The sequence below is a fragment of the Yoonia sediminilitoris genome (assembly GCF_003058085.1).
In the GTDB taxonomy this organism is placed as follows: Bacteria; Pseudomonadota; Alphaproteobacteria; order Rhodobacterales; family Rhodobacteraceae; genus Yoonia; species Yoonia sediminilitoris.
The window spans coordinates 35,562-47,004 of sequence record NZ_QBUD01000015.1; the positions used below are offsets into that span (position 1 = coordinate 35,562).

Below are 11,443 nucleotides of genomic sequence, written 5' to 3' on the forward strand. Positions count from 1 at the left end.
AAACCCCGCGACCAGAGGCGACGGGGTTTTTTCATTTCAAAAGTCTGTCCGAGATCAGTCAGCCGTCAACAATGGCGGCTTGTCACCCTTGTCGGTGATTTTGCCTTGCTCCGGGGCCTCATAGCGCAGGTCCAACTCACCTTTCTTGACACCAACCTTGACGATCCCGCCCTTGACAAGCTTGCCGAACAGCAACTCTTCGGCGAGCGGCTTTTTGATGTTTTCCTGAATGACGCGGCCCAGTGGACGCGCACCCATTTTCTCATCATAGCCTTTTTCAGCCAGCCATTCGGCGGCAGCATTCGTCAGTTCGATATGCACATTGCGGTCGATCAACTGCGCCTCAAGCTGAAGCACAAACTTCTCGACGACCTGCATGATGACCGGTTTCGGCAATGCGCCAAAGCTGATGATCGCATCCAGACGGTTCCGGAATTCAGGCGTGAAGGTCCGCTCGATCGCGGCAGTGTCTTCACCTGTCCGGCTTTCGCGGCCAAAGCCCATCGCGTTCTTGGACATTTCAGCAGCACCCGCGTTGGAAGTCATGATGATGATGACATTGCGGAAGTCCGTCGTCCGACCGTTATGATCGGTCAATTTGCCATGGTCCATGACCTGCAACAGGATGTTGTAGACGTCAGGATGCGCCTTTTCCATTTCGTCCAACAGCAGCACACAATGCGGGTTCTGATCGACGCCGTCAGTCAGCATACCACCCTGATCGAATCCGACATAACCGGGAGGAGCACCAATCAGGCGGCTGACTGCGTGCTTCTCCATGTATTCGGACATGTCAAAGCGCAACAATTCAACGCCCAGTGTATCCGCCAATTGCTTGGCCACTTCGGTTTTACCCACACCGGTCGGCCCTGCGAACAGGTAATTGCCAATCGGCTTTTCAGGCTCACGCAATCCGGCACGCGCCAGTTTGATCGCGGATGACAATGCTTCTATCGCCGTGTCCTGACCGAAGACAACGCGCTTGAGAGACTTCTCAAGATCCTTGAGCACCTCTGCATCGTCTTTCGACACGTTCTTGGGCGGTATCCGCGCAATCTTGGCGACGACATTTTCAATGTCCTTGGCGCCAATCGTCTTGCGACGTTTCGATTCGGCAACCAGATGTTGTGCGGCACCCGCCTCATCAATCACGTCGATAGCCTTGTCCGGCAGTTTCCGGTCGTTGATGTAACGCGCAGACAATTCCACCGCGGACTTGATCGCGTCCGCTGTATATTTGATGTGGTGATGCTCTTCGAAATAGGGCTTTAGGCCCTGCAAAATCTTGATGCTGTCAGGAACTGACGGTTCGGTCACATCAATTTTCTGGAAACGGCGCGACAAGGCGCGGTCCTTTTCAAAGTGCTGGCGGAACTCTTTATAAGTCGTAGAGCCCATGCAGCGCAGCTTGCCGCCCTGCAACGCAGGTTTCAGCAGGTTGGACGCATCCATCGCACCCCCAGAGGTCGCACCAGCACCAATCACCGTGTGAATCTCATCGATGAACAGCACCGCATCGGGGTGATCTTCCATCTCTGACATCACGGCTTTCAGACGTTCCTCAAAATCACCGCGATAGCGGGTGCCTGCCAGCAACGCGCCCATGTCCAGCGAATAAATCGTGGCTTTAGACAAGACCTCAGGTGTCTCACCATTCACGATCTTAAAGGCCAGACCTTCGGCAATGGCGGTCTTACCAACACCGGGGTCACCCACCAAAAGCGGGTTGTTCTTGCGGCGGCGGCACAGCACCTGAATGCAGCGTTCAACCTCGTGGGCACGACCAATCAGCGGATCAACATCACCCTTCGAGGCTTTTGCATTCAGATCCACACAATATTTCGACAGTGCGCTTTCCTTTTCTTCGCCATCACCGGCCGAGATTGTCTCGCTCTCGTCGGATGACCCGGTCACGGGGCGCTGTTCGCCGAATGCAGGGTCCTTGGCGACACCATGCGCGATGAAATTCACTGCGTCATAACGGGTCATGTCCTGTTCTTGCAGGAAATAAGCCGCATTGCTTTCGCGTTCGGCAAAGATCGCGACAAGCACGTTCGCGCCGGTCACTTCCGACCTGCCGGATGACTGCACATGAATCGCAGCACGCTGGATAACGCGCTGGAAAGCCGCCGTCGGGACAGCTTCAGAGCCTTCCACATCAGTGATCAGCGTTGACAGATCATCCTCGATGAAATCTTCCAAATCCTTGCGCAAATCGTCCAGATTCACCGCACACGCGCGCATCACGCGGGCGGCATCCGGTTCGTCGATCAGGGCCAAAAGCAAATGCTCCAACGTGGCAAGTTCATGCTTGCGCGCATTTGCTAGGGCAAGTGCCCCATGAATGGACTGCTCTAGTGTAGTCGAAAATGATGGCACGATGTGTGCTCCTTCATATCGGGGGCAGGATTGGTTTCCGGCCAATCCTACCGTGGCCTCTTAATCTTAAGGTTTGGTTTTATCCCTAAACCTTCAAGGGGTTTTTTCTATTTTACCCTCACAAAAGTGTGGTGCGCCTGTGTTAGGCCTGATTTTTATCCACTGTTGGCAAGGCTTCCACAGTATCTTGGTCAAAATTTGTCCTTCCTTGCCCGAATCTCTGCAAACATTTGCACGTCTGATAAATCGGACAATCCCAGTGCCGCCTTGAAAGCGGGATCGTCAGCCCGCAGAAACGGATTTGTGCGGATTTCATCGGCAAGTATCGAAGGCACAGTTGCCAGCCCGGCAGACCTTGCCTTGTCGATTGCCGCTGATCTTAAGATAAGTTCCGCATTGCCCGGGTCAATAGACAAGGCAAACCGCGCGTTCGATTGGGTGTATTCATGCCCCGAGCAGACCATCGTTTCGGGGGGCAGGGCGCGCAGCTTCTGCATACTTTGCCACATCTGCTCCGGCGTGCCTTCAAACAGGCGGCCACAGCCCAGCGCCATCAGGCTATCGGCGGTAAAGACAAATTTGGGGCCCGGCATGTAATACGCAATATGCCCCACGGTATGGCCGGACACATCAAGCACATGGGTATCAACGCCGCAGACCTGAATGATATCACCTTCGTTGACCGACATATCAAGCGGTGGCAATCTATGTGCATCTGCGGCGGCGCCAATCACTCGCGCCCCGTCCCTCAGTTCTGCCACCCCGTCGATGTGATCGTAATGGTGGTGGGTGATCAGGATATCGGTCAGCGCCCACCCCTTTGCGTCCAGCACAGCCTTGATCGGGGCTGCCTCCGGCGCATCGATCAGGGCGGTATCACCTGTCACACTATTGTGCACCAGAAACGCATAGTTATCTGACAGGCACGGTACAGTGACCAACTCAAGCGGTACATTTTCGTTTGTCATGGCAATCCGGTGTTCTGTTGCTATTCTTAAAACATAGCTTTGCTGAACGGAGATCAAATCACAATGCACCTTGATGTGCTTGATCTGCAAAAATTCTACTACCGGAGCGCCTTGGGGCGCGCCGCGCAAAAGGTGATCAGGGATGAACTGGTTTCGGTCTGGCCCGAAGCGAAAGGGCAGATGGTGGTCGGATTCGGCTTTGCGGTGCCCCTGCTGCGCCCCTTCCTGAAGGATGCGCGGCGGGTGATCGGCCTCATGCCCGGCCCGCAAGGGGTGATGCCATGGCCACCCGAAGGGCAAAATCACAGCGTTCTTTGCGAAGACACGCTCTGGCCGATCGAGACCGGTCACGTGGACAAGCTGGTGTTGCTGCACGGGCTTGAAACCACCGAACAGCCCTCTGCGCTGCTGGAAGAGGTATGGCGCGTGCTGGGCCCCGGCGGCAGGGCGGTCTTTATCGTGCCAAACCGCGCCGGTATCTGGTCACGGTCGGACGCAACGCCTTTCGGCTACGGGCGGCCCTATTCGCTTGGCCAGCTCGAAGCACAATTGCGCAAGCATCGCTTTGTAACCCAACGCACGCTATCCGCACTTTATCAGCCGCCATCGTCACGCAGGCTCTGGCGCAAATCCGCGAGCCTGCTGGAAAAGGTCGGGCACAACCTGCCATTTTTTGCCGCAGGAGGCGTGCTGATGGTTGAGGTCAGCAAACAAGTCGCGGCGCCAACGCGGCCCGGTCTGGGCGAAGCTGTCAAGCGCCCGCTCAAGGCGCTTGAAGGGATCGCGGGCGCGAAAAAACCAAAGCCCGAGACTGCCTAGCCGCCTGCTGCCAGCACCGAAATCATTGGCAGGGTCGGTTTCCAATCCAACTTCTGACCCGACATTTCGCTCGCGCACAGGCCCTGCATCGCCTATTGCAAACACATGACACAGCCGTTTGAAATCTATCTGACCGCCACGCCCGGTCTGGAAAAAGCACTACTTGCCGAGGCGTTGGAGAATGGTTTCAACGATGCCGCCCTCACCCAGGGCGGCGTGACCATCACCGGCGGATGGGAGGACGTGTGGCGCGCCAACCTGACCATGCGCGGGGCGACACGGGTGCTGGCACGGGTCGGCAGTTTTATGGCCTTCCATCTGGCGCAACTGGACAAGCGGGCGCGCAAATTCCCGTGGGGCGACACCCTGCGCACCGATGTTCCGGTTCGGGTCGAAGTCAGCACCTCCAGAAAGTCCAAGATCTACCACGCAGGCGCCGCCACCCAGCGGATTGAAACCGCATTACAGGCGCAAGGTTATCAGATTAGCGCCGACGCCGCGTTGGTCATCAAAGCGCGCATCGACGACAACCGCGTGACGATCAGCCTCGATACCTCCGGCGAAAGCCTGCACAAACGCGGCCACAAGGAAGCGGTGGGCAAAGCCCCGATGCGCGAAACGCTTGCCAGCCTGTTTCTGCGTGAATGTGGCTATGACGGGACCACGCCGGTTCTGGATCCGATGTGCGGCTCCGGCACCTTCCTGATCGAAGCCGCGGAAATGGCGGCGGGCCTGCACCCCGGGCGCACCCGCAGCTTTACGTTCGAACAACTGTCCAGCTTTGATGCGGACACGTGGGGCAAGATGCGGCAAACGACAACGCCGCGCAGCACCTCAGCGCACTTCTACGGCAGCGACCGCGACGCAGGGGCAGTACGGATGAGCCGGACTAACGCCGAACGCGCAGGCGTCGCAGACCTGATCACATTCGAAAACCTCAGCGCGTCCGACATCCAGCGCCCCGCAGGGCCACCCGGCCTGATCATCTGCAACCCGCCCTACGGTGGGCGGATCGGCAATCCGAAACTGCTCTATGGTCTCTACGCAAGTCTTGGCGAAACCCTGCGCGCCCGTTTCAGCGGCTGGCGGGTCGGGATCATCACCAGCGACGCAGGACTGGCCAAAGCCACCGGCCTGCCCTTCAAGCCCAAGGGCGCACCGATCCCGCACGGGGGATTGAAAGTGTGGTTATTCCAGACAGAACCGCTCTGACACATTCTTCGGCGCGGGAGAGAGTGCAGAAACTGCGATGCAGACCGTGGGAAGTGTCCTGCCCCGTCAAAACCGATGCACGCCCTATTGACTTTGACCCTATCGGCCCACGGCAAAAACACCAATTTCGTTAAAGTCATCGCCAATGCCGCCGACATCTTGAACGTAGTCGTGATCGATATCGACAATGCCCACCGCTTCGGGCGCGCCGTCGCCGCCAAACAGGATATCCCATCCGCCTTGCAACCTGTCACCACCTTCCGGGACAGCGCTTGACTGCGCCAGTTTTCCGCCTTCGGTGATGCCGCCTGCAACAGAGGCGCCATTGGCAAAATTCAAGGCACCAAGGCGCACATCATCAAGTTCACCCGCGCGGCTGCCATTCGCTGTAAGAAAACGTGTCCGGTTGGTGATATCGCCTGCGGCAGTCCCGTCAGCGAAATCAACATCAATCTTCACCGTCCCTGCAATATAGGACTCGGTCAGTCGGTCATTGGTGGTTCTACGCAAGAACCCGGCATAATCACCGTTGTAGGTCGCTGTCCCGGTCAACGGCATCGTGCCCCCGTCCGAGAAACGCTGCGCATCATAGGCGTCCAGATGATCGGGTGGGGTATCGGCATGATGCAGAATGCGCGCGGCGGTCGCATCGCCCTCAGCTTCGAACAACACAATCCGCCCGTCATCCAGAAACAAAGGCGGTAAGAACTCATAGATTCCAACATAGGCCTCAAAGCCGGGAACATCGCGGGATTCGACCCGATTAAGCCTTTGCACCGCCCGGATTTGGCCCCCAAGGGTCAGGTCATAGACAGGATCGACAATGCGGATGTCCAAGCCACCCACTGTATCCGTCTCGACCGTCTTAGGCGTGTCTGACTGGCGCGAAATGGCGGCAAAAGATGCAGTACCCACCCGGTCTTCCGAATTGCCGCCGCTGACATCAGAGTCACCCCCACCGCAGGCTGCAAGAAGTGGAAAAATGAGCCCGACAGCAAAAAGTTATTCTCATCACAATCTACCTTCAATAAAAAACTTATGAAATTAGGGCCAACGCTAGAGGAATACGCCGTCCGTGTCATTAAAGAGCAAGAACGGGCGGGCAACTGACCGGCGCGGCATCAGCCTCCATCGTCTCGGGTGGTGCAAGGCGCACGGCGTATATTGCACAACACCATGGCATGATCGGTAACAGAAAAATTGTCCTATCATGTCAATCATCCACGACGATCAACCCGAACGCAAAAAGTAGCACGCAGGCAAATTGGCGTTGGCAGATGGCACCCTTGTTCGTACATCACACCGTATGTACGCAATATTTGCGCTGTCTGTACGCCGAATTGACGTCAAACCCGCGCGCGGGTCCGCTTCATCTCGACCCCTGCTGCCTGCAACGCTGTCGCGGCAATATCAACAGCCGTCAGCCCGGCATCGGCATACATCGCGTCAGGGCTGGCCTGATCGATGTAGCGGTCCGGCAATGTCATCGTGCGGATTTGGCAGCGTCCGTCAAGCAGGCCATCGTTGGCCAGATCGTGCAGCACCATAGCACCAAATCCACCACGTGATCCCTGTTCAACGGTGATCAGCGCGCGGTGATTGCGCAGCAACTGCCGGATCATGTCGCGGTCCAGCGGTTTGGCAAAACGCGCGTCAGCAATGGTCACAGATACGCCTTGGGCCTGCATCGCCTCTGCCGCTTTGCAACATTCCGACAGGTGCGCCCCAAAGGACAGGATCGCCACGTCGGACCCTTCCTGCACGATGCGCCCTTTACCGATTTCGATCAGCTCACCGCGTTCGGGCAGCTCGATTCCCACACCCTCGCCCCGCGGATAGCGGAAGGCAATCGGGCCCGCGTCATGCTCCGCAGCGGTGCGGACCATATGCATCAATTCCAACTCATCGCCTGCGGCCATCACGACCATATTCGGCAGTGCGGCCATATAGCCAATGTCAAATGCACCCGCATGGGTTGGCCCGTCGGCACCGACAAGACCCGCACGATCAATCGCAAAGCGCACCGGCAGATTTTGCAGGGCCACGTCATGCACAACCTGGTCATAGCCCCGTTGCAGAAAGGTGGAATAGATCGCGCAGAAGGGTTTCAGACCACTGGCGGCCATGCCTGCGGCAAAGGTCACGCCATGCTGTTCAGCGATACCCACATCGAAGACGCGTCCGGGAAACCGCTCGCCCATGATATTCACGCCGGTGCCGGATGGCATCGCTGCGGTCACTGCGACGATTGAGGGATCATGCCCCGCCTCGACCGTCAGGGCGGTGCCAAAGACTTTGGTATAAGCAGGGGCATTGGGCTTGGATTTCGCCTGCGCACCGGTGGACAGATCGAATTTCGAAACCCCATGCCCGCAATCAGCGCTGTTTTCAGCGGGGGCATAGCCCTTGCCCTTGGTGGTGCAGACGTGGATCAGCACCGGACCGGTCGCGCGGGTTTTGGCCGCACGCAGCACGGGCAGAAGTTGCGACATGTCGTGACCGTCAATCGGGCCGATGTAGCTGAAGCCAAGCTCTTCGAACAGGGTTCCCTGATTGCCGGGCTGCATCCCCGTCACCATCTGGCGGGCGCGGCGGGCATGTTCGCGGAACGGACCGGGCAAGGCGGCTTCGAAACCTTCGGCCATTTTGTGCAGGTCACCCACGGGCGAGGCATAGAGGCTGGAAAGATACTTAGACATGGCCCCCACGGGCGGCGCAATCGACATCTCATTGTCATTGAGAATGACAAACAGTCGGCGTCCTTCATGGCCCGCGTTGTTCATCGCCTCATAAGCCATGCCGGCGCTGATCGACCCGTCGCCAATGACGGCAATCGCATCACCGGTCGCCATGCCCATGTCGCGACCCACCGTAAAACCAAGCGCGGCGGAAATCGAGGTGCTGGAGTGCGCGGCACCGAACGGATCATAGTCGCTTTCGGCGCGTTTGGTGAAACCGGACAAGCCACCTTCCTGACGCAGCGTGCGGATCCGGTCGCGGCGTCCGGTCAGAACTTTATGCGGATAGCACTGGTGGCTGACATCCCAGATCAGCTTGTCCCTGGGCGTGTCAAAAACCGCATGCAAGGCGACGGTCAACTCAACCACACCAAGTGAGGACCCCAAATGACCTCCGGTTTGAGAGACCGCAGAAATCACTTCGGCTCGCACATCATCGGCCAGATTGGCCAAGGCTGTATCATTCATACGACGCAAATCAGACGGCCCTGCAACGGCATCCAGAAATGGCGTTTTCGGAAGATTGGTCATGGCAGCACCCTTTGAGTTATGAAAAAGGCGCCGCAAGGGGAGAATCTCCACTTGCGACGCCAGTCTCCTGTAGCCAACAGGAAGGGAACGGGGCTTTAGCCCCTCGCGAAGGACCAGCCAGGGAGGGAGGTCCGACACTTCGGCAGGTTGGGCAGCAGCGTCGCGCGCTGCCCAGCCCTATCTGGTCTAGGCATAGTCGTCTTGCTGGACCATCAGTTCGAGCGACGACCGGTTGATCGGGTCAGGTGTATCCCTGCTTTCCTCGGGCAGTGCGCGACCAATGAGTGCGATCACCGCAATCACGGCCCAGACCGCCAGACAAAAGACCAGTGCATATCCACCACCCTTGAGCATCAACAAGGTGATGTCGGCGGTTAACCTGTTCTTTTCGCTCAGATCGAGGATGTTTTCTTTTTCACTCATCAACTCTCTCCTTAGTTCATTGGGGCAAAGCCATGGACCTGCGCCCAGACGTACCAGTTATCGACAACGGTGCCCGACAAAAGGATACCGATACCACCTGTCAGTGTGGTCAAGACCGCAAACCACCAGGCCCAACGGTGAATGCCTTCCATCGTGGCGTTGAAACCCATGGTCCAGCGCCAGAACAAAGCAGCACGCTCGGTGGCTGTTCCGCGGTCAACGATCTGTTCAATCTCGCGCTCGCCGCCAAAGCGGCTGACCGCCAGAATGGTCGCGCCATGCATCGCAAACAGCAGCGCAGATCCGTAAAGGAACACAATGCTCAGCGCATGGAACGGGTTGTAGAACAGGTTGCCGTGCGTGATCGAGAACAGGTTTGTCCAGTCAAGGTGCGAGAACACGCCGTAAGGCACCATCTCGGACCAGTCACCAATCAGGATCGGACGGAAAAGGCCCAGAACAAGGAACAGCCAGATCGCAGAGGCGAATGCCCATGCCACATGCTTGCCCATGCCCAACGCTTCGGCGCGCAGATAGGTGCGGACCCACCATGTCAGAACCGAGATCAGCAGGAAGAAAGAGGCAATCATGAAATAGCCCCCGTCGTTCATCGGCGGCATGGACAGACCATAGCCCGGCGATGGCGGATCAAGCGACAGCCAGAACAAATCGCGCAGCAGAATTGCGGGATTGTAATCGGCCTGCGCCCAGAACGACATGCCCACCATAACAAACCAGATCAGGCCGGTCGCCAGCGAGATCACCCCGAAAGAGCCAAGGTAAAGCGGCCCAAGCTGCGCGTTACCGAACCAACCGGCAAGGGTCGAAAACCTGCCATTGCCGATCCGCTCGGACGCGGGGTTGGTGTCTGGGGGGTTGATCCCCATTTCAGGCGGTCCCTGGACCTGAACCTGGGTGAAGATGTTTTGATATTCAGCCATTGTTCATATCCTCCTACAGATCCCGCCACCAAGGCAGTTCATAATACCAGTCCCACCAGACGATCCATTCCTCGAACCAGACGGTGCCGGAAATGACGATACAGACCGCGCTCCAGAAACCGGCGCTCAGGGCAAGGAAAAGACCCAGACGGTGAATGCCCAATGGCCCGATCGAATAGCCAATCAGATCGCGGAAGTAGGTGTCTTCGTGATCAGGGGACGCAATGGTGTTGCCTTTGCCCGTATTCACAGCCGACAAGACCAACGATCCGTGTAGCGCCAATGCCAGACAGTTCGTAAAGAAGAACGTCACAGCGATCATATGCGCGGGGTTGTAGTGGAAGTTGCCGTAGGCGTAGCCCACGTTATTCACCCAGTCGAGGTGACTGAAGATGCCGTACGGGAACGCATGCCCCCAAGCGCCCAGCAACACGGGGCGGATCACGACCAATGTGACATAAGCCAGAATGGCGACGCCAAAGGCAAAGGGCACATGGTATCCGATGCCCAGTTTGCGGCAGATTTCCACCTCGCGCATCATCCAGCTGACAAAGGCACCGATAGCGCAAATGGTGATGATTTGCCAAAGGCCCCCATCAAGCAAAGGCGCGGCACCAAGGCCGTATTCCAACGGTGGCGGATTGATCGAAATCAGCCACGGATTCCATGTGGGGCCTTGGCTGGCCCCGTAAAAAATCAAAATCGTCCCTAGGACGGCGAAAAAGAACGTCGTGACTCCGAAGAAGCCCACATAAAATGGCCCCACCCAGAAGTCGAACAGATCACCGCCAACCAACGTCCCGCCACGGACCCGGTATTTTCTCTCGAAGCTGAGCTGTGCCATCTTCCTACTCCAATCATGGACAGGCCCTGCAACCCCGGTCGGGCGCGCCCTGTCATCGTCAATAGATGCGGTTTGCTACGGGCGAAAAGGAACTCGCCCGTAGCTATGTCTTTGCGGCAAGCCGGTTATTGCGCGCCAAAGGCGAGCTGGAACCAGTTTGTGCTTTCGTTGCTCAGCAGGACGAGGTGAATCATCGCTGCGAGAAGGAACAGGAAAACGCCCTGTGCCACGAAAACGCGGCGTGGGTCGAAAACCAGCCAGATCTTGTAGAACTGTGCCATGTGTTTTTCCTCTCCTTACCAGCTGAACCAAGGAAGCTTGATGTACGTCAAGAAGTGAGCAACGATTGCAACGATCGTGAAGATCGTGAACCCGCTCATGTACACCGAATGCAGTTCCTGGGCCTGCTCGTCAGTGAGACCTGTGAAAGACAGGTCAGATTTGTCAGCCATGTTTTGTCTCCAAAATTGGGTACTGACGCCGCGCACCCCCCGCGGCCGGGTTACGACAGAAGCTCTTCCTCTGCCCCAATCCGTCATCCCGGGGGGGAATGACGAATGTCCGATGCCCTTGCGGGCAAATTTCAAA

At 57.4% G+C, this 11,443-nt stretch carries 11 protein-coding genes; 2 read left to right on the top strand and 9 right to left on the bottom strand.

Annotation, left to right across the window (positions count from 1 at the left end; genetic code table 11):
- Positions 1 to 54: 54 nt before the first annotated feature.
- Together clpA and gloB are read right to left on the bottom strand one after the other, a co-directional pair.
- Complete coding sequence (gene clpA, locus C8N45_RS19640; protein ID WP_108388157.1) at positions 55 to 2,379, bottom strand: ATP-dependent Clp protease ATP-binding subunit ClpA; 2,325 nt, start codon at positions 2,377 to 2,379, stop codon at positions 55 to 57.
- 191 nt (positions 2,380 to 2,570) lie between these two features.
- Positions 2,571 to 3,347 carry a hydroxyacylglutathione hydrolase gene (gloB, locus tag C8N45_RS19645; protein ID WP_108388159.1) on the bottom strand — a complete coding sequence of 259 codons (777 nt, stop codon included), beginning with the start codon at positions 3,345 to 3,347 and terminating at the stop codon, positions 2,571 to 2,573.
- Positions 3,348 to 3,410: 63 nt separating this feature from the next.
- On the opposite strand from gloB, the gene C8N45_RS19650 reads away from it, so the two are divergent.
- Both C8N45_RS19650 and C8N45_RS19655 read left to right on the top strand, forming a co-directional pair.
- On the top strand, positions 3,411 to 4,166 hold the full coding sequence (locus C8N45_RS19650; RefSeq protein ID WP_108388161.1) for a class I SAM-dependent methyltransferase: 756 nt from the start codon (positions 3,411 to 3,413) through the stop codon (positions 4,164 to 4,166).
- 105 nt (positions 4,167 to 4,271) lie between these two features.
- Complete coding sequence (locus C8N45_RS19655; RefSeq protein WP_108388163.1) at positions 4,272 to 5,378, top strand: THUMP domain-containing class I SAM-dependent RNA methyltransferase; 1,107 nt, start codon at positions 4,272 to 4,274, stop codon at positions 5,376 to 5,378.
- A 99-nt stretch (positions 5,379 to 5,477) separates the two neighbouring features.
- Here C8N45_RS19655 and C8N45_RS19660 read toward each other — a convergent pair whose 3' ends face one another.
- The 7 genes from C8N45_RS19660 to pufB all read right to left on the bottom strand — a co-directional run bounded on the left by C8N45_RS19660 (position 5,478) and on the right by pufB (position 11,307).
- Entirely contained in the window at positions 5,478 to 6,293 is an 816-nt protein-coding gene (locus C8N45_RS19660; protein ID WP_108388165.1) for a HupA family protein, read from the bottom strand.
- Between the two features lie 431 nt (positions 6,294 to 6,724).
- On the bottom strand, positions 6,725 to 8,647 hold the full coding sequence (gene dxs / locus C8N45_RS19665; protein ID WP_108388167.1) for a 1-deoxy-D-xylulose-5-phosphate synthase: 1,923 nt from the start codon (positions 8,645 to 8,647) through the stop codon (positions 6,725 to 6,727).
- 186 nt (positions 8,648 to 8,833) lie between these two features.
- Positions 8,834 to 9,070, bottom strand: a complete 237-nt coding sequence (gene pufX / locus C8N45_RS19670; RefSeq protein ID WP_108388169.1) for an RC-LH1 core complex protein PufX — start codon at positions 9,068 to 9,070, stop codon at positions 8,834 to 8,836.
- 11 nt (positions 9,071 to 9,081) lie between these two features.
- The gene (gene pufM, locus C8N45_RS19675; RefSeq protein ID WP_108388171.1) at positions 9,082 to 10,011 is read right to left on the bottom strand and encodes a photosynthetic reaction center subunit M; all 930 of its coding nucleotides are present in this window, start codon (positions 10,009 to 10,011) and stop codon (positions 9,082 to 9,084) included.
- A 13-nt stretch (positions 10,012 to 10,024) separates the two neighbouring features.
- Positions 10,025 to 10,855 carry a photosynthetic reaction center subunit L gene (pufL, locus tag C8N45_RS19680; RefSeq protein WP_108388173.1) on the bottom strand — a complete coding sequence of 277 codons (831 nt, stop codon included), beginning with the start codon at positions 10,853 to 10,855 and terminating at the stop codon, positions 10,025 to 10,027.
- A 125-nt stretch (positions 10,856 to 10,980) separates the two neighbouring features.
- A complete protein-coding gene (pufA, locus tag C8N45_RS19685; RefSeq protein WP_108388175.1) occupies positions 10,981 to 11,136 on the bottom strand; it encodes a light-harvesting antenna LH1, alpha subunit in 156 nt (51 codons plus the stop codon).
- A 15-nt stretch (positions 11,137 to 11,151) separates the two neighbouring features.
- The gene (gene pufB, locus C8N45_RS19690) at positions 11,152 to 11,307 is read right to left on the bottom strand and encodes a light-harvesting antenna LH1, beta subunit (protein ID WP_108388177.1); all 156 of its coding nucleotides are present in this window, start codon (positions 11,305 to 11,307) and stop codon (positions 11,152 to 11,154) included.
- Between the last annotated feature and the right edge of the window lie 136 nt (positions 11,308 to 11,443).

What these genes read in the sequence shown, in the direction of transcription:
- dxs (WP_108388167.1), bottom strand. Translation starts at nt 8,647, where the DNA reads ATGACCAATCTTCCGAAAACGCCATTTCTGGATGCCGTTGCAGGGCCG.
- pufA (WP_108388175.1), bottom strand. Translation starts at nt 11,136, where the DNA reads ATGGCACAGTTCTACAAGATCTGGCTGGTTTTCGACCCACGCCGCGTT.
- C8N45_RS19650 (WP_108388161.1), top strand. Translation starts at nt 3,411, where the DNA reads ATGCACCTTGATGTGCTTGATCTGCAAAAATTCTACTACCGGAGCGCC.
- pufB (WP_108388177.1), bottom strand. Translation starts at nt 11,307, where the DNA reads ATGGCTGACAAATCTGACCTGTCTTTCACAGGTCTCACTGACGAGCAG.
- pufM (WP_108388171.1), bottom strand. Translation starts at nt 10,011, where the DNA reads ATGGCTGAATATCAAAACATCTTCACCCAGGTTCAGGTCCAGGGACCG.
- pufX (WP_108388169.1), bottom strand. Translation starts at nt 9,070, where the DNA reads ATGAGTGAAAAAGAAAACATCCTCGATCTGAGCGAAAAGAACAGGTTA.
- gloB (WP_108388159.1), bottom strand. Translation starts at nt 3,347, where the DNA reads ATGACAAACGAAAATGTACCGCTTGAGTTGGTCACTGTACCGTGCCTG.
- C8N45_RS19655 (WP_108388163.1), top strand. Translation starts at nt 4,272, where the DNA reads ATGACACAGCCGTTTGAAATCTATCTGACCGCCACGCCCGGTCTGGAA.
- pufL (WP_108388173.1), bottom strand. Translation starts at nt 10,855, where the DNA reads ATGGCACAGCTCAGCTTCGAGAGAAAATACCGGGTCCGTGGCGGGACG.